Here is a 25,474-nt window from a genome sequence, read left to right as displayed (position 1 = left end):
GCCGCGGCTTCAGCCCGGTTTCCGGGCCCAGTGACGCAGCGCCCGGCAGGCCGCGATGAAGGCCGCCGCCGAAGCGTCGTCGTCGAGCACGGAGTAGCCCGCGTCGCGCTTGGCTACGTCGATCCCGGCCGCGTCGAGCAGCCCCGATCCGCCCGCGTCGTGGGCGATGAACTTGAGGTGGTGATGGGCGTCGGCGACAAACGATCGCGCCGCAAACTTCGCGGCCATGCGGCCCGCACCCGCTGGCGACAACACGATCGCAACCGCATCGAACAGCACCGACGGGCCGCCCTCGAGCTTCTCGGCGATCTCCAACAGGTCGCCCGCGCTGTCGCGGATCCCCTCGCGCGTGGGGCCCACGAGCGCGAGCGTGGCGCCCTCGGCGTCCGCCTCCTGGCGCAGGGCCGCGAGTATCTGGGCGTCGCTGCCAGCGTCAACGAGCACGCCGATCCGGCGGCCGGTGAACTTCTGCGGGCCGTTGTTCACGATGCTGAGCGCCGGAGAGTTGGGCAGGTCGCGGGGCTCGAGCGCTGGCGGCAGCCGCTCGGGCAGGTCCGTGATCCCCAGCCCCTCGGCGACCTTCGCGGCGAGCTGTTCGTCGACGTTGAGCAAGCTCGCGACCACGCGCTCGCGGATCGCCGAGCGGTCGACCTTGGACAGCTCGAACACCATGGCGTCGACCATGTGCTGCTGCTCGATCGGCGCCTGGCTCCGGTAGAATTGTCGGGCCTGGCTATAGTGGTCGGCGAACGACTCGGGCCGGACCCGGCGCTTGGTCCCCGACACCGGCTCGGGGAACGACTTGAAGCCACGACTTGGGTCCTCGCGCGGGCCACCTTGGGCGCCCCAGGAATTGGGCTCATAGTTCGCCCGCCCCTTGGGGTTGACGAACGCCATGTGGCCATCCTGCTGAAAATGCGCGATCGGGCAGCGGGGGGCGTTGACGGGCAAGTGCGTGAAGTTTGGCGAGCCAAGCCGCTTGAGCTGGGTATCGAGATACGAGAAATTGCGCCCCTGCAGCAGCGGGTCATCTGTGAAGTCGATCCCTGGCACCACATTTTGGGTGCAAAAGGCGACCTGCTCGGTCTCGGCGAAGAAGTTGTCGACGGTCTGGTCCAAGACCATTCGCCCGATCGGTCGCACCGGGATCAGCTCCTCCGGGATCAGCTTGGTCGCGTCGAGCACGTCAAACTCGAACTTGTCGGCGAACGCGTCATCGAACAGCTGCACGCCCAGCTCGAACTCGGCCGGGGCGCCGGACTGGATCGCGTTCCACAGATCCCGGCGATGGAAGTCGGGATCGGCCCCGTTGATCTTGACCGCCTCGTCCCACAGCACCGACTGCAGGCCGTACTTTGGCTTCCAGTGAAATTTCACGAAGGTCGAGTTGAGCTTGGCGTCGACGAACCGGAAGGTGTGAACCCCGAAGCCCTCCATGAATCGAAAGCTGCGAGGAATCGCGCGATCCGACATGATCCACATGACCATGTGCATGGATTCGGGCATCAGCGAGATGAAGTCCCAGAAGTTGTCGTGGGCGGTCTGGGCCTGGGGAAACCCGCGATCCGGCTCGGGCTTGGCGGCGTGGATGAGGTCGGGAAACTTGATCGCGTCTTGAATGAAGAACACCGGGATGTTGTTGCCGACCAGGTCCCAATTGCCCGTCTTGGTGTAGAACTTGGTCGCAAAGCCGCGGACGTCGCGAGCGAGGTCGCCCGAGCCCTTGTTGCCAGCGACGGTCGAGAACCGCACGAACACCTCGGTCTTCTCGCCCGCACGCTGAAACAGGTCGGCGCAGGTGATGTCCGCGAGTGACTCGTAAGTCTCGAAGAAGCCGCGGGCGCCGAAGCCTCGGGCGTGGACGACTCGCTCGGGGATCCGCTCGTGATCGAAGTGGAAGACCTTCTCCCGCATCACGAAGTCTTCGAGCAGCTGCGGGCCGCGGTCGCCTGCTGTGAGGGTGTTTTGGTTGTCGGCGATCGTCACGCCGTTGCGTGTCGTCAGGGGCTGATGATCTGGATCCGCTTCGCTGAACTGGTGGGTCTCACCGCCCGATCCTTGCCGGAATTCTGGGTCGGCGAGGTCGCTAGTGTTGGGCGGGGAGCCTTTGCTGGTGGGCTTGGACCGCCGTGCCTCGTTTGTTGCTTTAGTGTCGATCGGCTTCGTCATCGCGGCGCTCGCAAATGCAAGGCCAGCGCCAGCGTCAGCGCTCGATGCGTCCTCGCAATGTGCCAACTTTGCGGTGCCAACTTTGCGGTGCCAACTTTGCGGCCCCCGGCGGACGGGGGCGCAATCTGGTCTCAGCGCTGAATTTTCAGCGCTGAAACAGCTGGGTGATACGAGCTTCCCACCAGGCCTGCGTGACCGTCCCGAGCGTGAGGCTGCCGAGCCACGCGTCAACGCCCACGGGGTAACGCAGGCGCGGGCGGGGGGCCAGCGCGATCTTGCCGATCACGCGCGCGACCTGATCGGGGTCGGCGAATGACATGATCGTCTGCATGAAGCGCGTGTCTTGCTCAAGCGCGGTCCGGACCCGGGCGTGGATGCTGCGCGCGCCCTGGCTGGACCCGGCCGCGGACGCGGGCTGCACCTGATTGCGGCCAAAGATCTGGGTTGGAAACATGCCTGGTTCGACCAAGCTGACAAATACGTTGTAGGCAATCAGCTCGTAGCGGAGCGACTCGGACCAGCCCTCGAGCGCGAACTTGCTGGCGCAATAGGCCGAGTGGGCCGGGATCGCGTTGCGGCCCGCGATGCTCGACACGTTGATGACGCGCCCATGTCGACGCTCGCGCATGGCCGGGACCAGGGCCAAGGTCAGCGCGACGACCCCGAAGAAATTCGTTTCAAACTGCGCGCGCAGCTCGGCCTGGGTTTGCTCCTCGGCGAAGCCCGTGAACATCTGCCCGGCGTTGTTGACGAGCACGTCGACCGCCCCATCCGTGGCCAGGATCCGCTCGACCACGGCTTCGCGCTGGGCGGGGTCGGTCACGTCGAGGGCCACGAATGTGACGCGCGAGCTGCCAAAGCCCGAGGCCTTCAGCGCCGCCCGCAGCGGCCCCGCGCGCTCGAGGTCTCGCATGCTGGCGTAGACCTTGAACCCGCGGGCACACAGGGCCACGCAGGTCCGCAGGCCAAACCCGCTCGACGATCCTGTCACGAGTGCTGTGCCGCGTTGCATGCCGGGGCCGTCTAGCTCTCGCGTGGGCCGTCGAGCATCTCGGTGCCGTTGATCACCACGTCCATCAGGGTCTGATAGACCGCGTGCATCTGGCCGCCGGTGAAGTCGATGACGGCGCTGTTGAACCAGTATCCGGCGTCGTCGGCCAGGACCGAGACCAGCGCGGCGACCTCGTCCATGGTGTTCATCCGGCGCGCGGGGAACATGCGATCGTGGACGGCCTTGACCCGGTCCCAGACCTCGGCGGGGAACACCCACTGCAAGGCCGCGGACTCGACGGTGCCAAACTTCAAGGCGTTGACGCGGTAGCCGAGCGGGCCAAGCTCGAGGGCGAGGTGGCGCACGTAGGTCTCGAGCGCGGCCTTGGACGCGGCGATGACCGAGAGGTTGCCCAGCAGCGACTCGTTGATCGCGTTGTCGAGCGCGAGCAGGCGCGCGCCTGGGCCCAGCAGCTCGCGGCGCAGCAGCGCTTGGGTCCAGTACACGAACGAGTGCGCCATGCTGTCGAAGGTCTTGGCGACCTGCTTGGGGTGGATCCAGGCCGCCTCGTCGCCGCTGGCGAGCAGCCCGACCGAGGCGTTGGCGATCGAGTGGACCATGATGTGGACGCCCTGCTTGCCGACCCGCTCGAGCACCGCGTCGGCCTGCTCGGCGATCCGGTCCGGCTTGCCGGCGTCGGCGATCATCCACTCGATCTCGCGGCCGGCGGCTTGGACCGCGGCGGTGACTTCGGCGACGCCCTCGGGGTGGTTGCCGCGGTGCAGGCCCAGCACGTTGAGCCCAGGCTGGCGCGCGAGCGCCTTGGAGATCGCCGCGCCTGCGCCCGAGGTCGCCCCCAGGATCAGCGCCCAGCGGGTGGCTTGTTGCGTTGTGTTTGCCATGGAAGCAGCTCGATTTCGGGTTTGAGGTCCAGCTCGCCGACGCGGCCAAGCCAGGCCCGAAGCCGATCGACGCGAGGTCCGATCGGCGGACGGTTGAGATCGAAGCGGGCGGTGCCGCAGGCCGTCTCGCGGGCGCGATCCAGCAGCTCTTGGACCCGCGCTTGGACCCGCTCGTGGAGCGCCTGCAATTCGTCGTGATCGTTCAGCAGCGCGCTGCGATCTTGCTTGGGGATCACCGGGACCACGGGGGCGCCAATGATCTGATGCACGCGGACCGGAAACGGGGGCGAGCTTGGCCACATGCCCAGCGGCCCGAGCCCCGCCCACACGGCCCGATCGGGACTCTTGATGCCCAGGCGCCGCTTGGCGCGGGCGTTGTCGTTGAGCCCGAAGAACGCGTCGTCGACCCCCGAGGCGGCGACTGGCACCACCGCGATCCCCCGGGAGATCGCCAAGCGAAGGTAGCCAAGCCCGGGCCAGTCGACCTGGTAGCGAACCCAGCCCGGTCGCAGCCCCTCTTGCACGCCGCCGGGTGCCAAGATCACGTGGCGTCCGTTGGCGATCGCCTGATCGAGGATCGGCCCCTTGCCCGTCGACCACACCAGGCCCTCGGTCAGCCAGCGCAGGTACGGCCAATTCATGAAGTTGCGGTGGACCAGCGCGAGCGGCAGGTAGCCCTGCTCGCGGTGAATCTCGGCGCCGAGCAAGAACAGATCCCAGGCCAGCGGGCGGCCGTGATAGCCAACGACGAACTTGCACTCGTGCGTGCGCAGGTGCTCCATGCCCTCGACGGTGTACGTGAACCAGCGCCGCCAGGCGGCCATGGTTGCGAGCCAGTGGGCCATCGCGGGCGCCGACGGATCACCGGCGCTCACGCTGTCGCTCCGCCGGGTCCCGCGGCGCCGAGCTGGTAGACCATCGCGCCGTAGCTGATCCCCGAGCCGACCGCGACCATCAGCACCAAGTCTCCGCCCCGCAGCTGCCCGCCGCGCCACAGTCGATCGAGGCTGACGGGGATCGAGGCCGCGCCGACGCTGCCGATCTCGCCAACGACCCGGAGCTGCTTGTGCTCGGGGATCCCGAGCTCGCGCGCGAGCATGTCGAACATGCGGCCGTTGGGTTGGTGGGGCAGCACCCACGTAATGTCGGCCATTGTCACGCCCGCGAGCGTGAGCGCGGTTCGGGCGCTGGTCAGGATCGCCGCCGTGGCCTCTTGGGTGATCTGTTTGTTGGAAACACCGAAGCGGACGATCTCTGGCTCGCGGGTGAGGCCGGCGTGCGCGAGCGTCACGCTGCCTCGCAGTCTTCCGTCGTTGCGCAGCCATGAGGATCGCAGGCCCTCGTTCGCGCGCGCGCGCCCGAGCACGACCGCCGCCCCGGCGTCACCAAACACGACGTAGGAGCGCGGATCGGACGGATCGAGGTGGCGCGACCATAGCTCCGAGACCACGACGCCGACCGGGTGTAGCCCCGTGGCCACGCTTCGGGCCGCGAGGTCCAGGGCCGACAAGAACCCCGTGCACGCGTTGTTGAGGTCGATGCAGTCGCAGCTGCCGTGGAGCCCAAGCGCGTCGCCCACGGCGTTGGCGGTCGCGGGCAGCAGCGTGTCGCCCCCGGTGCAGTTGACCTGGATCAGGCGCACGAGGTCGCTGGCCTGCATCCCCGCGCTGGCCAGTGCGCGACGCATGGCATCGGCCGCGAGTGACGCGTGGGACGTCTCGGGATCGGCCCAGTAGCGGGTCTCGATTCCAGTTCGTGCGACCAGCTCGGCGGGGTCTCGACCCGGGTAGGCTCGCTCGCAGACCTCGGCGGTCGTGACTGAACGCCCAGGCAGAACGCTTCCAGTACCAAGGATGCGGACTGGGATCAGTGAGTCCGTGGGTGCGACCATCGGGGCCGCGATGATGCCACGCGGCGCGTCATCTACCAAAGGGGCCCACGTGGGGCAGCGATCTGATTCGCCGCTCGGCGCGTGCGCGGAACCCAAGCCGCGCTCGCGCATAGCTGACCGCCGCTGGCACGAATTTGTAGTTCGCGCAAACACCGTAGCGCTGTGACGCGTGAGCGCGGGGTGGGGATTAGACTGACGTAAATCAGGCGAGTGGGTAGAATCCACCCAATTGGGTTCGCTTGTCAGAGCACGGCAACATCATTGATTCTGCGACGACGCTCACCGGCTCTGGCGTCACCGTGGGCGATGATGCGAACGCGGCGCTGACAGATGTCGGGGCGTTCGCGGATCTCACCCACGGATACGGGGACCTCGGTACCGCGGAGGTCGAGATTGGCCAGCGGCTCGGTCCGTATGTGCTCGAGCGTCACCTTGGCTCGGGCGGGATGGGCGAGGTCTACTCTGCCCGCCATCAGACGACCGGCAAGCAAGTCGCGATCAAGTTCTTGTCGCGCACCACGCCGCGCCTGCTGTACCGCTTCAAGCGCGAGTTCCGAGCCCTCGCGGACGTCTCGCATCACAACGTGATCGAGCTGGGCGAGCTGGTCGTGCCCTCGTCCAGCGCGGCCTTCTTCACCATGGAGCTGATCGACGGGCTGACCTTCACGGAGTACGTGCGCCGGCGGGCGCGGGCCGGGGAGCTGCCCAACTTGGTCCGGCTTGGGCGGGCGATCCGCCAGCTGGTCCGGGGCCTGGCGCATCTGCACGACGCCGACTGTGTGCATCGAGACGTCAAGCCTTCCAACGTCTTGGTCACCCGCGAGGGCCGCGTGGTGATCCTCGACTTTGGTCTGGTCTCCGAGCTCGCCGACGAAGAAGAGGGGATCTCCCATGATGGGCAGCCGGTCGGGACCCCGGCCTACATGGCGCCAGAGCAGGCGGCGATGCGGGCGGTCACGCCAGCTGCAGATTTCTACGCGGTTGGCGTGCTGCTGTTCGAGTGCCTCACGGGCGTGCTGCCGTACCGCGGCTCGGCGATCGAGATCGTCATGCTCAAGCAGGACGAAGACGTGCCCGATCCCGGCGAGCTGGTCCCCGGGGTCCCGCCGCCGCTGCGCGATCTGTGCGTGCGCCTGCTGGCCCGCGAGCCGGCCGAGCGTCCCTCGCGTGACGAGCTGCTCGCGGCCCTCGCAACTCGAACGCTGGGCGCTGGCGAGCTCAGCAAGCCGCACGTGGTGGCGAAGCGCCGCGAGCAGACGCCGTTCGTCGGGCGCGACGCCGAGCTGGCGATCCTCGGCGACGCCTTGCGCGACGTCCAGCGGACCCGTGCGCCAGTCACCGTTCACATCAGCGGCGCGAGCGGGCTTGGCAAGTCGGCGCTGATCAGTCGCTTCGCGAGCGAAGTCAGGGCCACCACCGACACCCTGATCTTGCGCGGGCGCTGCCTCGAGCGCGAGTCGGTGCCCTACAAGGGCGTCGACTCCGTGGTCGACTCGCTCTCGGTTCGTCTGCGCCGCATGTCCGACAGCGATCTCGATCGGCTGCGACCGCGCAACGTCGCGCCCTTGATCCAGATCTTCCCGGTGCTCAGCGACATCTGGGGTTCCCCTCGCGGATCAGCTCAGCGCTTCGAGCCCAACGAGCGGCGGCAGCTCGGGATCACGGCGTTGCGCGAGCTCATGACCGAGCTGACAAAGCTTCGCCCGGTCATGATCCACATCGATGACTTTCAGTGGGCCGACGTCGACGGCGCGCGGCTGCTGACGTCGTTGGTGCGCCCCCCCGATCCACCGGCGCTGCTGGTGTTGGTCTCGTTTCGCGGCCAGTCGGGGCAAGGCCTGTCGGGCGATTCTTCGTCGGGGTTTGGTGACTGTGAGGCGCTGCGCGAGCTGACCTCGACCGAGGCCCGGCTCGGTCGCGACGTCCGCGAGCTCAGCGTTGGCCCGCTCGGCGACGCAGAGGCCCGCGAGCTGGCGTGGGCGCTGATGGGGGCCGACGAGACCGGCACGATCGCGCAGCGCGAGGAGCAGCGCCGAAGGGCCGACGCGTTCGCGCGTGGGGGCCGGGGCAACCCGTTCTACATCGGCCAGATGGTGCTCGAGGACGACGCTGGCTCTGCGGAGACCGGTGACGATCGGATCGTCGCGCGTCGGATCGTGCAGCTGGATCCACAGTCGCGACGGCTGCTCGCCACGGTCGCCGTGTCGGGCGGCCCAACCCCGATCGCGGTGGTTCGCGACGTCTACGAGCACACCTCTGCGCACGCACAGTCGGGCGACGGCGCCGAGCGTACTGACCGTCCTGACCGTACTGACCGTCCTGACCGTGAGGCTCTGTCGTGGTCCGAGCAGCTCTCGGCGGTTGGCGCGGTGATCGAGAAGCTGTGCGGGCTGGGCCTGCTGACCCGGCGCGGCGGCGCGTTCGACAGCAGCCACGACGACAGCCACGAGAGCCAAGACAGCTTCGTGAGCGGCGACCTCACGGGGCCGGTGCTCGAGACCGCCCACGGCCGGATCCGCGAGGTCACCGTTGGCGAGCTCGAGACCCACGAGCTCGAGCAGATCCACCTCGCGCTGGGCTCGGCGCTCGAGCGCCTCGGCGGCGAACCAGAGACCTTGGCCGAGCACTTCGAGAGAGCGGGAGACTTGGTCCGCGCGACCAAGTACGCCGAGCAAGCCGCGGATCAAGCCGGCGCGACGCTGGCCTTTGGTCGGTCCGTGCAGCTGTACCGGCGCGCGCTGGTGCTGCTCGAGCTGCTCGCGCTCGACGGCAAAGCGGGAGAGCAGGGGCCTGCGCGGCGCCGTCGCTTGCGGATCGCGCTGGCCGAGCAGCTCGTCAACTTTGGCCACTCGAGCGAGGCGGGCGCGCTGCTGCGCGAGCTCTCGCAAGAGGCGTCGGAGCCCCGCGAGGCGCTGGCCTTGCGTCGCAACGCCGCCGAGCAGCTGCTCAACGCCGGTCACGTTGGCGAGGGCCTCACGCTCGCGGCCACGGTCTTGCGCGAGATCGGTGAGGGGGCGCCGCGTGGGTTTTGGGCCTCGATGTGGAGCTTCATGTGGGGGCGCCTGCGCCTGGGGCTGCGCGGCTACAAGTACCAAGTGCGGGCCGAGAGCGAGATTGAACCGGCCAAGCTCGATCACATCGACACGCTGCTGACGATCAACAAGGGCTTGATCCTGCACCTCGAGATTCACTCGTGGGTGCTGCACAACCGGCTGTTGCGCCTGACCCTCGACGCTGGCGAGCCGCGCCGGCTCGCGCTGATGCTGGCCAACGAGATGACGATCGTCGCGACCTTCGGCGGCGAGGGCAAGGTCCACGAGCTAGCTGGGCGCGCGCGCGAGCTCGCGGCCACGGTCAACGACGTCGAGCTCGATCGCAGCATCGACTTTCAGCGTGACATGGTCGAGTACGCGCTCAATCGGTTCCGCGGCGCGACGGATCAGCTCCGCGATCTGATGCCGCGACTCGACGACGTCGCCGGGGCCAACTGGCTGCGCAACACGGCGGTGCTGGTGTACTCCAGCCTGTGTGTGATCACCGGGCGCTGGGGCGACCTCTATCGCAACCTGCCGCAGTGGCTGGCGGCCGCGCGCGATCGCGGCAACCTGCGCGAGATCGTCGAGCTCGAGGCCTACGCAGCGATGACCCAGCTGCATCGCGGTGACCTGGCGCAGGCCCGCTACCACCTCGACGCCGGGCGCGACGCGTGGGACCACTCGCGCTACAACTACACGACGGTGATGCTCGATCGGGTCGAGATCTTCATGCTGCTCGGCGAGGGTCAGCACGAGTCGGTGCTCGAGCGAATCGACAGGCTGTTGGCCGCGGTGCGTCGATCCAGCGTCGCGCTCAACCCCGTCGTCAAGCGCTTCGTCGACCAGCTGATCGGTCGGTGCTGGGCGGCCGCGGCCGTGCAGTTTCCGGCCAACACCAAGCTCGCCGGCCAGGTCCGCGGCGTGTGTCGGCGCCTGCGTCGAACCCGGGTCCCCCTCTATGTCGGCGAGGCGGCGATCAACGAGGCCGCGCTGCACTCGATCGCTGGCGACACCGAGCAGGCCCGACGCTGCTGGCGCGAAGCAGAGCTGTTGTTCGATCAAAACGGGATCGAGTGCCACCTCGCGTCCGTCCGCTGGCAGCTGGCCCAGGTCACCGAAGGCAACGAGTCCAAGGACTTCGAGGTCGCCGCGATCAAATACTTCGACGCCAATGGCATCACCGATCCCCAGCGGGTTGCGCGGATGCTGGTGCCGAACACGTCACCGATCGTGGGCGGAGCTGGTGGCCCGGCCTCCGCGCGGGGGTGACGAAGTTCGTGGACTTGGGCACCATCTCGGCTCGTAGATCAGCGAGTGTCGCGTCAGATCCCGCGTGGCAGTTTCAATGGTTTGTTTGGACCCGACCGATGACCCGACTCACGCCTTCGTCCATGTTGTCTCTCTCGATCTCGATCTCGATGCTGGCGCTGCTTGGCTGCGACCGCGTGAAGGGGGTGATCAAGGGCGGGACCCCTACCGACGACGGCGGGCAGTCGCAAAACGCCGTCCACGAGCAGCCCTGCGTCGATCCTGATCGCGCGACGCCGCCAAGTGTCGAGCTGTGCCCGCCCGAGCGTCAGATCGCCCACCTGGTCAAGGTCGCCGAGTGCCCGCAGCCTGGGCCGGGCTGGAAGGTCGACGAGCTGTTTCCCGAGGCGAGCCCCGACGCGATGGACAACTACTGTCGCTATCGGTGGAGTGGTCCGGGTCCTGCCGACCTCAGCAAGCTCCCCGCCGGCGTCACGACCACCCCCGACTGTCGGGTTGTGCCGCAGAGCCCGCTCGAGCCGATGATCGGCCCGGGATATCAACAGGCGTTCGCGGGTGGCGTTGGGGTGGTCCCCGACGCGCAGGCAACGTTGGGCGCCGGTTACCCCGTCGACATCGCCGTCGTCGACACCGCGCCGGAAGACACCCGCATCGGCCAAGCCGCCCATGGTCCGACCGTCGCGGCGATCGTTGCGACGGCGGCCAGCGGCTGCGTGCCCACGCTGGACAGCCAGAGCTGTCGGCGCGTCGTGGCCACCCGGCTCGGGCTCCCGCAGATCGTGGGCGGCGATCCAAATTTCGCGAAGGGGGGCTACTTTGGGTACCAGTCGGATCTGGCCCAGGGCATCTACGCGGCGGTCGAGGGCTGGACCAACCACGATCACAAGCTGGTCATCAACCTCTCGGTTGGCTGGGAGCCGAGCACGGGTGACCTCGACGCGAACGGGGTCGCGCCGACGGCCGCGATCGCGGCGGTCGAACACGCGGTCCAGCTGGCCCGCTGCCAGGGCGCGCTGGTCATCGCGGCGAGCGGCAACCAACCGCAAGCGAGCTGCGTCGATCAGCCAACGGGCCCCGGCTCGTGGGAGCAGCAGCCGGCGCCCAGCGTGGCGGCGTGCAACGATCTCGGCGTCGTCTTGCCGAACTCGCCGGCTAGCTACCAGCCGCTGCTTCACGCCGCGACTCCGATCGACTGGGCGCAGCGCAACCTCGTCGACTTTCGGCCCGGATCCGACGCGCGCGTGGCCGCGCTCGGCTTCGCGGGGCACAGCGCGCTCGGCCAGGCCGCTCGTGGGCCGCTCACGGGCAGCTCGGTTGCGACGGCGGCGGTCAGCGGGATCGCGGCGCTCGTCTGGTCCTACTTTCCCGGTCTGCGGGCCGACGAGGTCATGCAGGTGATCTACGCCAGCGGTGCGCCCCGCACGATCAACGGTCAGGTCGTGACCGCCGGGTTCGCGCTGAGGGGGACCTCGCCGTCCGAGCAGCACGTGGTCACGGCCTGCGGCGCGGTGGCGAAGGCCTGCGATGTCTACGTTCGCAATGCCCCGGACCCCGACATCACGATCCTGACGGTGAGCCAGTGCGACGCGGTCGAGAAGGCCTGCACGGCGGCCTCGTCCGACGCGGCCGGGCGCGAGACGGCGTGGTGGGCCAGCTTCGATCAGGCGATCGCGGGCCTTGGTGCGCTCGACCAGGGCACGACGCCGACTTGGGTGGCCCAAGGTTGCGAGCTGTGTGGGTTGGATCAGGCGACCTGGATGCCGCGGGATCCCGCGATCACGGCCGGCGCCATGCCGGATCCCTGGACCTTGCCGCAGCCCGAGAAGCCGCCGTGCCCGATGTGCCAGATCAAGGACGACGACTTCTACGTCAGCGTCGCGTCCGACTACGCCGGCTACACACTGCAGAACATCCAGGTCAAGATCTACGACGCGGCCGGCGGGTCCGAGCGGCTCGACTATGGGGCGCAGGGGGTCTCGCCAACGACCGTGACGGTGTTCGCCGATCCCCAGCTGCAGCAGGTCGGCACCAGCGGCTCCGCGCCGGTCTCGGCTTGGGTGTCGATGTCCTTCCTCGACGCGAGCGGGCGGCCGATGTCCGTCGGCAACCAGATCCCGGTTGGGCCCTGAGCCCGCTGCCCGCCTTCGTCCGCGCCCAGACCACCCTCACGGTTGCCAGGCCCGCCAGCGCCAGTAGCTGGTCGGGCCGGTTGGCTCGCGCGCGGTGTCCTGGGCGTGCTGGGCATGCTGGGCATGGTCGAGCGCGGCGATGAACTCGCTCACGGAGGTGGCCGTGCCGAGCTCGTGTCCCGGCGTGGCCCCGAGCTGGGCATAGATCGTCTGGCTCAGCGACAGCGCCGCTTGATCGTCGACCGGCCCAGTCGGCGCGATCACCAGCTCCGCGCCCGCCAGCAAGAACGCCGCCGCCAGGTTCATGCCGCCGTCGATGATCTCGTCACTGACCGCGCCAGTGCTGCACGCGCCCAACACGACGATCCTCGGCGCGCGCTGACCCGCGACGATCTGCGAGGCGCTCAGCCGACCAAAGCCGGGGATCTCGATGTAGCTGTCCCAGCCACCTTCGCCTGCTCGAGCCCCGGTTGCGGTCCCGTGCCCCGCGTAGTGAAGCAGGTGCGGCTGATCGTCGCTCGCGGGCGCCCAGCTCGGCGTGACCTGCCACCCCAGCTCGTGTAGCCGCGCGCTGACGTGCGCGGCCTCGGACGCAACGGCCGGCAGATCGCTCGATCCGGCGACGACGTCCGCGGTCGCGCGGGCGCGCGGGTTGGTCTCGGCGTGGCCGAGGCCGAGCGAGTAGACCACCGTGATCTCGCGTGGGCGCAGCAGCGCGTGGAAGTCGACGCTCGACAGCCGGCCGACCGGGATCACCTCGAGCTCGCGGACCTCGGCGAGCGAGGGCCCCAGCGCCGCGATCGCCTGGGCTGCCCGCTCGCCAGGCGCCAAGACGTTGGCGATCTCGATCACCTCGGTGCGCGTCACCTCGCCGTCGCGCCGGGCCAGCATGAACCACCCGCGGTCGTCGTCCGCGCTTGGGGCCATCGCCAGGACCGCTTGGCCGTCGCGGCGGGGCAGCACGCGATCGCAGCTCCATCGCGGGGCGTCGCGCTCGAGCAGCGCGGTCGCCTGGCGCAGCAGCTCATCGGCGCGCTCGCCCTGCTCGCTCAGCTGCTCGCGCAGCGCCTGCAACTCGGTCGATGGTTGCTGCCAGGCATCGGCGAGCTGCTCGTCGATGTCGAGCCGCAGCGCGCGGTGCTGGCTGAGCAGGGCCTGGTAGTCGCGCTGATCCTCGCGCGAGAGCGGCGGGCGCAGCCGGGCCGAGAGCGCGCGAAGGTGCCGGGCCCGGACCGAGACCGCGGCACACAGCGCGGCCTCGGCCTGGTCGAGCTCGACGAGCAGCTCGACCAGGGCCGTGTCCGCCTGACGGTGCGCGGTGACCATCATGCTGCGTCCAGAGCTGCCGGGGACGGCGAGCGCCAGCTCGTCTGCGATCGTGCTGGCGTGGCGCAGCGCCTCGAGGGCGGCGCCGCGATCCCCCTTGGCCCGCGCCAGCGCGCCGCGAGCCGCCCAGATCCGAAAGTGATGCTCGCGATCGCGGGTCAGATCCGCGTAGAGCTCGGCCCGGTCGAGGTGCCCACGCGCCGCCCGGGTCGCGCCGCTGGCGAGCGCGAGCTCGAACGCGGCGAGCTCGAACCACACCAGGGAGTGCGTGTCGAGCTGCGCGCCGTCGATCTGGTCGAGCTCGGTCCGCGCGCTGGTGAGGTCGCGCGATTGCAGGCGGGCGAACACCAGGTGCAGCCGGGTTCGGGCCACGTCGCTGTGGCTCTGGGTCCGGGTGTAGTCGGCGATCAGCTCGCGCAGCGTCGCGCTGGGATCGGGCGCGTGGGGATCGGCCTCTCGTGCGAGCAGGGCGATCCAAGCCAGGTCGTAGCGAACATCGCGGATCAACGGATCGGTGGTGGCGTCCTCGGCGATCCCACTGACGATCGACGTGGCGAGGGACTCGGCCTCGCGCAGGCGCCCGAGCCGGGCCAGCGCGACCGCCTGCATGATCGTGGACGCCATGAACTGCTGCTCGTCGCCGACGAGCTTGGCCAGCCGGGCCGAGGCCTCGAACTCGACGAGCGACTCGTCGATGTCGCCGATCCGATGGTCGAACACCCCACGCAGATACCGAGCGCCGATCGCCGTCTCGAAGTCGAAGCGGCCGGCGGCGGTCGCTGTGGCCAGGTGCTGGTCGGCCGCGTTGAAGTCGGGTTGATCGAACAGCTGCACGTAGGCCGCGAGCGAGGCCGCCGCGCCGACGCAGCTGATCGCAGGCGAGTCGGTGAGCCCGTTGGCGAGCGCGATGACGTGCGCGAACCGGCGCTCGGCGATCGCGAGGCGGGCCTCGTCGCAGCGCAGCAGATCCGCTTGCGCGGGCGTGAGCTCGTCCGCCGCCGTCGCGAAGATCGCGGCCGCGCCCGCAAAGTCGCCCGCCCGCCCGCGCTCGTTCGCGGCCTTGCGCAGCTCGGTGTGCCGGGCCGACGCCGACGTCAGCTGGACCCTCCAGACCTCGCCCGTCGGCGCGCGCAGCTCGACCAGGCCATGCTCGCGGGGGGGCTCGAACTCGAGCAGCAGGCCATCGCGGTCGCGGCTGAGCGTCGAGGCCAGCGGCGCGCCGTCGAACCACAGCTCGATCGTCGCGTCGCGGCGACCGTCGAGCCAGGCCCGCAGCGGCTTGGGCTTGCGCAGCAGACAGCGAAGCTGGCCTGTGTCGAGGATCAGTCCCGCGCAGCCGAACATCGCGGGCGGCCCGGCTTCGATCGACGCCGCGCGCGGATCTACCTGAACCGTCGGATCACTGGGGTCGGGCGGATCAGCCGGACCCGTCCCACCGGTCTCGCTCGGCTGCGCAGGGCAGCCCAGCAGCCCCAGCAGGGCGACCGTCAGCCCTCGATGTCGATGTCGATCCGAAGCACTCGCCATGCTGGCTCGTCGGTCGGCTCGGTGAGCGCGGCGGCCCGCTCGGGCAGCGCGTCGGGTCGGCCAACGACGAGGGCAATGGTATATCGACCGGGCGCGAGCATCAGCTGGGCGATCGTCCCGTGGATCCGGATCGCTCCGGTGGACGCGATCTCGGTCAGCCCGTCCAGCGCGAGGGGGCGGCCGGGTTGGCCGGCTTCGCCGATCACGAACGCCCGCACGGCGAGCGCGTCTCCGACCTGTGCCTCCGGCCTCAGAACCCACTCGAACGGTGTTTCGGCCCGATATCGGTAGCGCGAGGGGGCCGGCGTCGCGTCGTCGCGCAGGGTCTTGAGCCAGCCGCCAACTTCGACCCCGTACGCGGGGATCGGCTCGCGCGTGGCGATGGTCGGATCGGACCCGCCGATCTTGGGCTGGGGCCAGATCATCCACAGCGCGGCCGCGGCAGCGATCGCCAGCGTGACCGCGAGGATCGCGGTGGTCGTGCGGTTGCGAGGTCGAAGCGGCACGACAACCGCGGGCTGTTCAGGCGACGCCTCGGCGGCCGGGGCCGCGCGCGCGAGCACGGCATCGACCACCGCCTGGGTCTCCCCGGCGTCGAAGGGCTCGAAGTAGGCGCGCGCGAGCTCGGCGTTGACGCCAGTTTCCGCCGCCACCTCGTCCACGCCGCGCTCGCCATGCGTCACTGGATCCCACGCGGAGGGGCGCTCTCGCGCTCGATCGGCGAGCGCGAGGAGGAGCTGGTCGACGGACTCGTCGGCCTCGTCCACCTCGTCCTCGTCATGGGGACCATCGCTCATGGTGAATGCTCCTTTGTGTTCGTGACCCCGGGATCTGACACGAGCGCGAATTTTCGGGGCATGGGGGCTTGCTCCTGGGCCTCGTTGGCCAGCCTGGCGACGAGCTTGCGAAATCGCGAGCGCCACGCATAGATGGCATCGCGGGTCATCTCGGTCAGCTCCATGACCTCCTCGACGGCTCGCTCCTCGATGTAGAGCAGCTCGAACAGCAAGATCCCGCGCTCGTCGAGGCGCTCGCTCAGCGTCTCTAGCAAGCGGTCGAGCTGCTCGAGCGAGGCGAAGCGTCCCGAGCCGCTCGAGCCGGTCCGAGCCCGGTCGAGATCCTCGATGTCGGTTGGTTTGTCGGACCACGGGCTGCGTCGACCGCTGCGCAAGATCGCCGCGACATGCCGACGCGCGACCAAGCGGACGAAGCTGTCGAGGCTGCGGCCGCGCTGGGGATCCCATGTTCGCAGGACCTTGCCGTCGCGCTCGAGCAGGCCAACGAACACCTCTTGGACGAAGTCGGCGATCTCTTGGCGAGCGTCGCGGCTCTCCGCTCGGGCGCCCCGGGCCAGCGCGTACCCAACCTCGGCCTGGACGATCGGCAGCAGCCGCTCGACCAAGGTCTGCATCGCCGGCCTGTCGCCATCGAGCGCCCGCGCGACGTCCTTGGGCGTCGGGAGCTGCCGGTGACCGACTGGGCCGCGGGGGGGCGTCACCCTGCGATGCTATCTGTCGGCGCCGATGCACGCGAATTTGCCGGAACCGGTCTGCGGAGGCGTCCGCAAGCGGGCGAGAAGCCCTCGCCCGCGCTGAAATCACCGCCGCTCGAGCACCAGCCGCTCAGACGAATCGAAACACCCGGCAGGGTTGCTCGAGACCGGCGATCCGGCCTTCGGCGTCAACGCGGTGGCCGATCAGACGGTCCGCGAACGCAGCCGCGCCGGGGCTGGCGGGTGTGGCTGCGCGCACTTGCTCGTCCCCGGAACCATCGGCGAGCGGGCGCAGCTCGAGGGTCGCGCGCTCATCCTCCTGGTTGATCGCAAACGTGCCCAGCAGCCGCCGCGTGTAGCCTGGGTGCGCGGCCTCGACCACGCTGGCGATGCGGTCGGCGATCTCGAGCGCACGCGGGCAGTCAAACCGGCACGGATCAAAGCTGAGCAGCCCCAGGTGATCGTTCTTGAGCAAGGTGTTGAGTCGCGCGAGCGGCCGCTCGACCCAGGCCGCATCGATCCGGTGAAAATTACCCCGGCGCGCGTTGACCTCGGGATCCAGCGCGTCGTGCTCGAGCTCGGTCGAGCGCACGAACGACTCGACGCAGCAGCTTGGGTAGCCCAGCATCGCGCCGCACTCACGCAGGGCCACCAGCTGTCCTGCGGTCGGCAGATACTGGCGCAGCTCCGCGTCGACCAGGGCCAGCGCCCGCTCGCGGGTGGGCGCGACCATCACGTAGGTCCGGGCCCCGTCGGCGCCGGCGTCGGTCTCGACGGCCGCGACCGCGTAGCCGGCCCGCAACCACAGCCCAACTTCATAGGGCGCCTCGGCGGCGTGCAGGCGGATCCGCAGGGCCGGCTTGATCCCCGCCTCGAACGCGAGCCGCTCGGGTGACACGCTGCGTGGATCGAGATCGGCGGCGTCTGGGGTGGGGCTGCGGGGCAGGGGCTGGCGCCAGCGAAACCCGTGTTCGTGGGCGGCGACTGTGGCAGTCAAGGCGGTGAGCAGCGCGCTGACGTCCGCACCGACCGAGCTGCGCAGCGCGACGATCGCGAAGCGCTCGGTCTGGCGGCGAGCGAGTTGCGCTGGCACCCGGTGATCCCCGTCGACGAGGCGGACGATCGCCCATCCTCCGCCGCGTGCTCGGAACCGAGCGTCGACCCACTGCTCGCGCGCCGTCCATTGCTCGAGCCACCACAGCGCGGCTTGGGTCGGCAACCGCAGCATCGCAGCGATGACGGCATCGTTGTCCGGGGCGATGACCGACACGCCGATTGAGTACCCCAAGTGCATCGGAACTCCGAGCAACCGGCCTGTATCCGTGCTTCACTGCGCCGATGCGATCCTTCTCTTGGGTGACGATGACTGCGCTGCTCGTGTGTGGCTGCGGCGACGACCGTGGCGCGAGCGCCGAGACGGCCGACGCGGCGACGGAGACCGGAACGGGGGACACCGATCAGGACACGGAGACCGGTGGCGGGACCGGTGACGGTGATGGCGATGGTGACGGCGATGGCGATGGCGACGGTGATGGCGATGGCGATGGCGATGGTGATGGTGATGGCGATGGCGATGGCGACGGCGACGGCGACGGCGACGGGGATGGCGATGGCGATGGCGACGGCGACGGCGATGGCGACCCCAACGCGGATCCGCTGTGGGTGACCCCGAACCTCTGGTACTCCGTCGAAGATCGCCTGATGTACATCGAGATCGACGAGGACGACGGCTCCGTCGTGCAGCTCGTCACCAGCACGATCCTGACCCCGCTCGTCGACGGCCAGAACGGGCTCACGATGCTCGAGGACGGCTCGCTGCTCGGCTCGCGCGAGAGCCCCAACGGCACGCAGATCTTCCACGTCGCCGAGCCCCCGACGGAGGCCAGCGAGATCGAGGTCGAGATCATCGGCAACGTGCCCGACAACATCCGCGTCGAAGCCCTCTACACCGACTGTCAGGGCCTCGTGTATCTCATGGACACGGGCGTCAACGTCAGCAGCGCAGAGGGCAACCGGCTGCTGCGCTTCACGGGCGACTACCTCGCTGGCGACCTCGCGTTCGAGGTGATCACGGATCTGGAGATGGCTTCGGTCGCCGACATCGACGACATGGGCCCGGGGATCGACCCGATGGGAGCGATCACCGACGGGATCGGGTTTGCGATCGACTCGGGTCACGTCTACGAGTTCGACTACAACACCGGGACCGGCACGGAGCTCGGCGAGGGCGGGACCTGGGGCGTCCACGCGCTTGGTGGGCCGCTGTTCACGGACGACACGGCGCGGCTGTACTTGCTCAACTCGGACGCCGAGCTGTTCGAGGCGGACCCGGTCACCCTCGATCTGTCAGAGATCCTGGTCACTGGGCCCACGCCCAACGGCGACGCGCTGCCCGGCTGGAGCGGCCTCGCGGGTCCGCTCACCGAGTGCGAGTCGACCCTGCCGGATCCGGCGTAGCGCCTGCGCTCACGGGCGGGTCAGGTCGAGCTCCAGCTGATGCCCTGCGCCAGCGGCAGCGTCTCGCCGCCGTTGATCGTGCAGGTCTGCCGGCGCATGTACGCCTTCCATGCGTCGCTGCCGGCCTCGCGCCCGCCACCTGTGGCCTTCTCGCCGCCGAACGCCCCGCCGATCTCGGCCCCCGAGGTGCCGATGTTGACGTTGGCGATCCCACAGTCGCTGCCAGCCGGGCTCCAGAACCGCTCGATCGCGCGGGAGCTGTCGCTAAACAGCGCGCTCGACAGGCCTTGCTCGACGCTGTTTTGCCAGCTGATCGCGCGGGCGAGGTCGCCGTTGGGGAAGCTGCGCAGGTACAGGATCGGGGCGAAGGTCTCGGTCTGCATCGGCGCGAAGTCGGCGTCTAGATCGAGCGAGTCGGGCACGCGGATCAACGTGGGCAGCACGTAGTGGCCCGCGCCAAGCTCCCCGTCGTGGATCGAGCTGCCGCCCGCGAGCACCGTCGCGCCCAGGCGCTTGGCGTGGGCGACCATCGCCGAGAACCGGCCGACCGCCGAGGCGTCGATCAGCGGGCCGATCAGGTTGCCAGCGTCGCGCGGGTCACCCACGCGCTCGCTCAGCTGCGCGTACGCGGCGACCAGCTTGTCCGTGAGCGCCGCGGCGATCGAGCGCTCGACGAACAGCCGCCGGGTCGTCGTGCAGCGCTGGCCGGCCGTGCCCGCGGCCCCAAACGCGACGGCCCGCACGGCGAGCTCGAGGTCGGCGGTCGCGTCAACGATCACCGCGTTGTTGCCCCCAAGCTCGAGCAGCGTGCGACCCAGCCGAGCGGCGACCCGCGGCGCCACGGCCCGGCCCATCGCGCACGAACCAGTCGCGCTGACCAGCGGCACCCGAACGTCGTCGACCAGCGTCTTCGCAACCGTGTCGTCGGGGCCGATCACCAGCTGCATCGCGTCGCCATGGCCGGCGCTGGCGAGCAACGGCTGCAGCAGCCCATGCACCGCGATCGCGGACAGCGGCGCGTGCAGGCTGGGCTTCCAGATCACAGGGTCGCCGCAGATCAGCGCGATCGCAGCGTTCCACGACCACACCGCGACCGGAAAGTTGAACGCCGAGATGCACAGCACCGGCCCGAGCGGCAGCCATTGCTCGAACATGCGGTGATCGGGCCGCTCCGAGGGCAAGGTCTTGCCGCCGATCATGCGGGACAGCCCCACGGCGTAGTCACAGATGTCGATCATCTCTTGGACCTCGCCGCGCGCCTCCTCGATGCCCTTGCCGACCTCGGCGCAGACCAGCTGCGCGAGGGCCTGCTTGTGCTCGCGCAGGCGCTCACCCATGGCCCTGACGATCGCCCCCCGGACCGGCGCCGGGACCTCGCGCAGCGCCGCGAAGCTGCGCGCCGCCGCGTCGATCTTGACCAGCGTGCTCGGCTTGTCGTCCTGTGCGAGGTGCCCGACGACCGCGCCCGATGACGGATCTTCACACGCGAGCGTGGTCGAGCTCGGCTTGACGAAGGGCAGCGAGAGCTCGAGTTGGGAGAACAGTGCGTGAAGTTCCTGGGACATGGATGGTTATGACCCCCACAGAGACCTTAGACTTTGCCGACTGCAGCCGCTTTCGAATCCGCATGTGTGGCCCCCTAGAAGGGGGCTCGGGTGGCTTCGGCGAAGTCTAATGTCTTGGTGGGGGTCATTAGACTTCGCCGACTGCAGCCGCTTTCGAATCCGCATGTGTGGCCCCTAGAAGGGGGCTCGGGTGGCTTCGGCGAAGTCTAAGGTCTCTGTGGGGGTCATTGCTACCCCGTGAGGGCCCAGATCAGGCCGGTGATCGCGGCGCCGAGTAAGCCCAGCGAGACGACCACCGCGAGCACGAGCATGACGCGGCCACCGATCGATGATGATGGCTGGACTGCGGACGAGGCGCTCGCGCTCGTGCTTGGGTAGGTGTTGCTCGACGTGTCCGTTGGCGCCGAGTCGGCCGGGCTCAACGCGCCGTAGCTGTCTGTCGTCCGTATGCTGCTCGAGGCGCTCGCGTCGGTTGGCTTGAGCTTGTGTGGTGGCGCGGCCCCCGACATGCTCGCGCTGGCGTCTGGTGGGATCGCGATGATCGCCGCCTGCATGTCCCACATCGAGTCGAAGCGCGCGTGCTTCTCTTTGGCGATCGCCCGAAACACGAGGGCCTCGACCTCGGGCGGGATCGACTGGCCGGGCACGACCTCGGCGAAGCGCGGGGGCAGCTGGTCGAGCTGGGCCCGCAGCGCGGCGGCGCCAGACTTGTCGGGAAACGGTCGCTGGGCGCTCAGCAGGTAGTAGAGCAGGCAGCCGAGCCCGTAGACGTCGGTGCGGGCGTCAACATCTTCACCAAGCACCTGCTCCGGGCTCATGTACGCCGGGGTGCCTTGCACGAAGCCGGCTTGGGTGAGCTTGGGGGCGTGGTCGCCAAGCAGCTTGGCGATGCCAAAGTCGATCAGCTTGGTCGACGATCCGCGCTGCGGCGGATTGTCGAGCACGATCACGTTGCTGGGCTTGAGGTCGCGGTGGATCACCCCAACCGCGTGCGCGTGGGCGAGCGCGTCGGCGACCTCGAGCGCGATGTTGCGGACGAGCGCCCACGACAGCGGCCCGGTCGCGCGCACGCGCTTGGACAGGGTCTGACCCTCGAGCAGGTCCATCACGAAGTAGGGCACGCCTTGGCTGGTCTCGCCAAAGTCGAGCACGTCGACGACCCCGGTGTGGCGAACGCTCGCGATCGCTTGGGCCTCGAGCTTGAAGCGCGGGCCGCCTTCTTCATTGGTCAGGAACTTGATCGCGACCTCGCGACCGAGTTGCACGTGGCGGGCCTGCCAGACCTCGCCCATGCCGCCCGCGCCGATCTGGCGGCTCAGCTGATAGCGATGATCGAGCAGCTCCGCCCGCGGTGCCTGGCGGCGCAGGGCCTTGTGCTTGATCGTGGGATCTTCGTCGTCGAGGGTGGGCTCGTCGGGCGCGGTGCGTGGTGACGCGGGGTGTAGATCGCCAAGCCCGAGCCGCGCGACCGTGGGGTCGTCGTCCTCGTCGTGGTCGTAGTCGGGTCGCGTCTTGCGCTTTTGAGCGGGCAGCGCGACGGTGGGCAGATCATCGGCGCGGGTGATCACGGTCTGGCCGCTGCGCGACGGCGCGGCTGATCCGTCTGCGATCGCTTCGCCCGCGGCCGCGTCGGCTTCGGCTTTCTCGCCGCCAGTCGTGGTCGGATACCAGGTCACCTGAGTTTCGTTCGCCGCGGCGCCCGTCAACGCGTGCGCCTACCGAAGTGGACCACGAAAGGGTGACCGCGTGCGAGCCTCAAGATCCACGCTCGCGGATTTAGCGCGGATCTTCGGTGCAGATCACCCGCTGATGCATCCGCGAACAAAACCACTTCTGTGGCGGCGCATCGGCACCATTCGCCGCGAGACAGGTCGCCGTCCATGAGCTGGGGCCTTCCATCGGTTGATGGGCCTCACTGATCTCCAGCCGTTCGCTGGGACAGGCAGTTGGTTCGGCGCTGATCTGCGCCAGCCCAGCGGGCGTACACGCGACGCTGGCGAGCAGCAGGGCGAAGGTGATGGCGAGCGAGGCGAAGCGCGGGCGGGCAGGGGACACGCGGTGAGTCTACAGCAAGCCCCACGGTCCACGGACGAGCGACGCCGCGGGATCGAGCGGGCCGCCGGACTTGTTCTTGAGCACCTCGTGGTGGATCACGAAGCGGCCCGTTCGCCGCGTGAAGCCGGGGGGATCATCGTTGATCCGGGCCCGCTCGACCCGCGAGGCCACGCGCATGCTGATCAGCGGACCGAGCGACGCGAGCTGCTCGCGGGTGTCTTGGCGCAAGATCAGCACCCGCGCCTCGTGCTGGCGAGCGAGGCCGAGCAGCCGCCCCTGCCACGCTGTCGAGCCGGACGGCTCAGCCCGGCAAAAATCCAGGATCACCAAGCCGAACCCGCCCGAGCGAAGCAGCAACTCCGCTGCGCGGCACTGACCCGCTGGACCCGACATCTTCTCGGACCCGGTTGGCACGTGCACGACGATCAGCGCCTCGATGTCGACCCCGGCGGCGCTCAGATCTGGCGGATACAGATCGCCCTGTGCCAGCTGGATCCACGCGGCGGTCTCACCCTCGCGCTGTGCATGGGCGAGGATCGCCGTCGCGGTGCTCGACTGAGCTTGGCCACACAGCTCGACGATGCGACCGGGGCCAGCGAGCTCGGCGAGCGGACGCGCGGGACTGGGTGCCGCTGGAGCAGCGGGCGAGTGGAGGCTGGGGAGAGAGACGAGCTTGACTGCGGTCACGATGGTTCTCCGTCGGCTGAATGGTAGTTCAGTATCGAGGCGCGGAGTCGATCTGGGCCAGAACAGCTGTTTTCAGCCTCGGGCGAGGGCCACTGCAGCCCCCTCCGGGGGGCAACTTCGTCCTTGTCAGCGCAGCCTTCGCCGTCGGACGGTATGCCCATGGCCCAGCTCCCGCCCCTGTCGCCGCTCCCCGATCTTCCGCCCGACGCCGCGATCGCGCAGGCGACCGAGCTCGCCCACATCAACGTGATCGGCGAGCAGCTAGGGTTTGACGCTGACGAGCTCGAGCCCTACGGACGCCACAAGGCCAAGGTGTCCCTCGACGTGCTCGAGCAGCGTCGCAAGCAGCGACCGCAGGGCAAGCTGGTGTTGGTCACGGCGATGACCGCCACGCGGTTTGGCGACGGCAAGACGGTGACCTCGATCAGCCTCGCGCAGGGGTTTGGCAAGCTTGGCGTGTCGCACTGCCTCGCGCTGCGCGAGCCCTCGCTGGGTCCAACCTTTGGCATCAAGGGCGGCGCGGCGGGGGGCGGGCGCTCGCAGGTGCTGCCGATGGAGGACATCAACATGCACTTCACCGGTGATCTTCACGCGGTGACCTCGGCCAACAACTTGCTCGCGGCGGTCGTCGACAATCATGTTCACCACCAAGAGCGGGCGATCAGGCGGGGCAAGGCCGAGGCCAAGCCGGGCGACCTCGCGCCCGAGCGCATCGCGTGGCGGCGGGTGCTCGACGTGTGTGATCGCCAGCTGCGTCACTGCCAGATCGGGTTGGGCAAGAAGTCCGACGGGTTCCCGCACGCGAGCGGCTTCGACATCACCGCCGCGTCCGAGGTCATGGCCGTGCTCGCGCTCGCCAAAGATCGCGCCGACCTGAAGGCCCGGCTCGAGCGCATGGTCGTTGGCTGGACCCGCGAGGGGCGCCCGGTCCGCGCGGGTGAGCTCGACTGCATTGGCGCCCTCGAGGTCCTGCTCTACGACGCGCTCGCGCCCAACTTGGTCCAGACGATCGAGCGGACCCCCGCGCTGATCCACTGCGGGCCGTTCGCCAACATCGCGCATGGCTGCAACAGCGTCGTCGCGACCGAGCTGGCGCTGCACAGCGCGGACTGGGTCGTGACGGAGGCCGGGTTCGCGGCGGATCTTGGCGCGGAAAAATTCCTCGACATCAAGTGTCGGCAGCTCGGCACCTTCCCGGCCGTCGCGGTGTTGGTCGTGACCTGCCGGGCGCTCAAGCTCCACGGCGGCGTCGCGCTGGATCAGCTTGGCGAGCAGAACATCGAGGCGCTGACCCAGGGCTTCGCCAACGCGCGCACGCACCTGTCCAACCTGCGCGATGTGTATGGCGTCCCCGTCGTCGTTGCGATCAACCGGTTCGGGTTTGACACCAACGACGAGCTGCAGGCGCTCGTCGACTTGATCGAGGCCGAGGGGGCGCGCTGGGCCATCTCCGAGGGCTTTGGTCGGGGGGGCGAGGGCGGGACGGCGCTGGCTGAGGCGGTCATGGCCGCGGGCGCCGAGGGCAACCGCCCGCTCGAGCCCTGCTACGAGCTTGGGGTGACGCTGCGAGAGAAGGTGCAGACCCTCGCGCAGCGGATCTATCGGGCCGACGGCGTCGACTGGAGCGAGGAAGCCGAGGCCGACCTCGCGCAGATCGTCGCGTGTGGCGGCGACGAGCTGCCGATCTGCGTGGCCAAGACCCAGCACTCGCTGTCCGACAACCCCGAGCTGCGCGGGGCCCCAACCGGCTGGCGGCTGCGCGTGGCGGGGCTCAAGCTCAGCGCGGGCGCCGGCTTCGTCGTCGTGCGCACCGGCGATCTCATGCTGATGCCCGGCATGCCCAAGAAGTCGGCGGCGCAGAGCATCGGGCTCGACGCCGCCGGCAACATCGTTGGGCTTTCTTGAGACCCCCACATACACCTTGGACTTCGCCGACTGCAGCCGCTTCGCGTCTGGTCGCTTCGCTCCTCGGGGCCGTT

The 25,474-nt window shown here is 69.2% G+C and carries 17 protein-coding genes; 4 read left to right on the top strand and 13 right to left on the bottom strand.

Annotated elements, in window-relative coordinates; translation table 11 throughout:
- Positions 1-9: 9 nt before the first annotated feature.
- The 5 genes from DB30_RS21405 to DB30_RS21385 all read right to left on the bottom strand — a co-directional run bounded on the left by DB30_RS21405 (position 10) and on the right by DB30_RS21385 (position 5,749).
- Complete coding sequence (locus DB30_RS21405; protein ID WP_052551889.1) at positions 10-2,169, bottom strand: catalase; 2,160 nt, start codon at positions 2,167-2,169, stop codon at positions 10-12.
- A 145-nt stretch (positions 2,170-2,314) separates the two neighbouring features.
- A complete protein-coding gene (locus DB30_RS21400) occupies positions 2,315-3,181 on the bottom strand; it encodes an SDR family NAD(P)-dependent oxidoreductase (RefSeq protein ID WP_146659975.1) in 867 nt (288 codons plus the stop codon).
- An 11-nt stretch (positions 3,182-3,192) separates the two neighbouring features.
- Positions 3,193-4,062, bottom strand: a complete 870-nt coding sequence (locus DB30_RS21395) for an SDR family NAD(P)-dependent oxidoreductase (protein WP_052551885.1) — start codon at positions 4,060-4,062, stop codon at positions 3,193-3,195.
- Positions 4,023-4,937, bottom strand: a complete 915-nt coding sequence (locus DB30_RS21390) for a lysophospholipid acyltransferase family protein (protein ID WP_052551884.1) — start codon at positions 4,935-4,937, stop codon at positions 4,023-4,025. Before DB30_RS21390 ends, DB30_RS21395 begins: the two co-directional genes overlap by 40 nt.
- Complete coding sequence (locus tag DB30_RS21385) at positions 4,934-5,749, bottom strand: 3-oxoacyl-ACP synthase III family protein (RefSeq protein WP_338082205.1); 816 nt, start codon at positions 5,747-5,749, stop codon at positions 4,934-4,936. The genes DB30_RS21390 and DB30_RS21385 overlap by 4 nt, the downstream gene beginning before the upstream one ends.
- 503 nt (positions 5,750-6,252) lie before the next feature.
- Between DB30_RS21385 and DB30_RS21380 the strand changes: the two genes are divergently transcribed.
- The gene (locus DB30_RS21380) at positions 6,253-10,257 is read left to right on the top strand and encodes a serine/threonine-protein kinase (RefSeq protein WP_146659973.1); all 4,005 of its coding nucleotides are present in this window, start codon (positions 6,253-6,255) and stop codon (positions 10,255-10,257) included.
- 122 nt (positions 10,258-10,379) lie between these two features.
- Complete coding sequence (locus DB30_RS21375; RefSeq protein WP_052551879.1) at positions 10,380-12,386, top strand: S8/S53 family peptidase; 2,007 nt, start codon at positions 10,380-10,382, stop codon at positions 12,384-12,386.
- 36 nt (positions 12,387-12,422) lie between these two features.
- Here DB30_RS21375 and DB30_RS21370 read toward each other — a convergent pair whose 3' ends face one another.
- The 4 genes from DB30_RS21370 to DB30_RS21355 form a co-directional block, all read right to left on the bottom strand.
- The gene (locus DB30_RS21370) at positions 12,423-15,239 is read right to left on the bottom strand and encodes a CHAT domain-containing protein (protein ID WP_052551877.1); all 2,817 of its coding nucleotides are present in this window, start codon (positions 15,237-15,239) and stop codon (positions 12,423-12,425) included.
- Positions 15,200-16,036: a hypothetical protein gene (locus DB30_RS21365; protein ID WP_052551875.1), complete on the bottom strand. Its 837-nt coding sequence runs from the start codon at positions 16,034-16,036 to the stop codon at positions 15,200-15,202. The genes DB30_RS21370 and DB30_RS21365 overlap by 40 nt, the downstream gene beginning before the upstream one ends.
- Positions 16,033-16,737 carry an RNA polymerase sigma factor gene (locus DB30_RS21360; RefSeq protein ID WP_052551873.1) on the bottom strand — a complete coding sequence of 235 codons (705 nt, stop codon included), beginning with the start codon at positions 16,735-16,737 and terminating at the stop codon, positions 16,033-16,035. Before DB30_RS21360 ends, DB30_RS21365 begins: the two co-directional genes overlap by 4 nt.
- A 124-nt stretch (positions 16,738-16,861) precedes the next feature.
- Positions 16,862-18,001, bottom strand: coding sequence for a hypothetical protein (locus tag DB30_RS21355; RefSeq protein WP_146659969.1), 1,140 nt, complete (start codon positions 17,999-18,001; stop codon positions 16,862-16,864).
- A 68-nt stretch (positions 18,002-18,069) separates the two neighbouring features.
- Between DB30_RS21355 and DB30_RS21345 the strand changes: the two genes are divergently transcribed.
- On the top strand, positions 18,070-19,188 hold the full coding sequence (locus DB30_RS21345; RefSeq protein WP_146659966.1) for a hypothetical protein: 1,119 nt from the start codon (positions 18,070-18,072) through the stop codon (positions 19,186-19,188).
- Positions 19,189-19,208: 20 nt separating this feature from the next.
- On the opposite strand, the gene DB30_RS21340 is transcribed toward DB30_RS21345, so the two are convergent.
- The 4 genes from DB30_RS21340 to DB30_RS21325 form a co-directional block, all read right to left on the bottom strand.
- Positions 19,209-20,753 carry an aldehyde dehydrogenase family protein gene (locus DB30_RS21340; RefSeq protein WP_052551866.1) on the bottom strand — a complete coding sequence of 515 codons (1,545 nt, stop codon included), beginning with the start codon at positions 20,751-20,753 and terminating at the stop codon, positions 19,209-19,211.
- A gap of 230 nt (positions 20,754-20,983) precedes the next feature.
- Positions 20,984-22,429, bottom strand: coding sequence for a serine/threonine-protein kinase (locus tag DB30_RS21335; RefSeq protein WP_146659964.1), 1,446 nt, complete (start codon positions 22,427-22,429; stop codon positions 20,984-20,986).
- A gap of 100 nt (positions 22,430-22,529) precedes the next feature.
- Positions 22,530-22,808: a hypothetical protein gene (locus tag DB30_RS21330; RefSeq protein ID WP_052551863.1), complete on the bottom strand. Its 279-nt coding sequence runs from the start codon at positions 22,806-22,808 to the stop codon at positions 22,530-22,532.
- A 9-nt stretch (positions 22,809-22,817) separates the two neighbouring features.
- Entirely contained in the window at positions 22,818-23,495 is a 678-nt protein-coding gene (locus DB30_RS21325; protein WP_052551860.1) for a hypothetical protein, read from the bottom strand.
- A gap of 159 nt (positions 23,496-23,654) precedes the next feature.
- Between DB30_RS21325 and DB30_RS21320 the strand changes: the two genes are divergently transcribed.
- On the top strand, positions 23,655-25,400 hold the full coding sequence (locus tag DB30_RS21320; RefSeq protein WP_052551858.1) for a formate--tetrahydrofolate ligase: 1,746 nt from the start codon (positions 23,655-23,657) through the stop codon (positions 25,398-25,400).
- The last annotated feature ends 74 nt before the right edge of the window (positions 25,401-25,474 follow it).

Source organism: Enhygromyxa salina (genome assembly GCF_000737335.2).
GTDB classification, from domain to species: domain Bacteria; phylum Myxococcota_A; class Polyangia; order Nannocystales; family Nannocystaceae; genus Plesiocystis; species Plesiocystis salina_C.
This window is presented reverse-complemented; position numbering and strand designations above follow the sequence as displayed.

Bases quoted from the DNA above. Each gene is read 5' to 3' on its own strand.
- DB30_RS21365 (WP_052551875.1), bottom strand. From the start codon at position 16,036: ATGAGCGATGGTCCCCATGACGAGGACGAGGTGGACGAGGCCGACGAG.
- DB30_RS21400 (WP_146659975.1), bottom strand. From the start codon at position 3,181: ATGCAACGCGGCACAGCACTCGTGACAGGATCGTCGAGCGGGTTTGGC.
- DB30_RS21370 (WP_052551877.1), bottom strand. From the start codon at position 15,239: ATGGCGAGTGCTTCGGATCGACATCGACATCGAGGGCTGACGGTCGCC.
- DB30_RS21405 (WP_052551889.1), bottom strand. From the start codon at position 2,169: ATGACGAAGCCGATCGACACTAAAGCAACAAACGAGGCACGGCGGTCC.
- DB30_RS21395 (WP_052551885.1), bottom strand. From the start codon at position 4,062: ATGGCAAACACAACGCAACAAGCCACCCGCTGGGCGCTGATCCTGGGG.
- DB30_RS21320 (WP_052551858.1), top strand. From the start codon at position 23,655: ATGGCCCAGCTCCCGCCCCTGTCGCCGCTCCCCGATCTTCCGCCCGAC.
- DB30_RS21385 (WP_338082205.1), bottom strand. From the start codon at position 5,749: ATGCGTCGCGCACTGGCCAGCGCGGGGATGCAGGCCAGCGACCTCGTG.
- DB30_RS21375 (WP_052551879.1), top strand. From the start codon at position 10,380: ATGTTGTCTCTCTCGATCTCGATCTCGATGCTGGCGCTGCTTGGCTGC.
- DB30_RS21340 (WP_052551866.1), bottom strand. From the start codon at position 20,753: ATGTCCCAGGAACTTCACGCACTGTTCTCCCAACTCGAGCTCTCGCTG.
- DB30_RS21345 (WP_146659966.1), top strand. From the start codon at position 18,070: ATGCGATCCTTCTCTTGGGTGACGATGACTGCGCTGCTCGTGTGTGGC.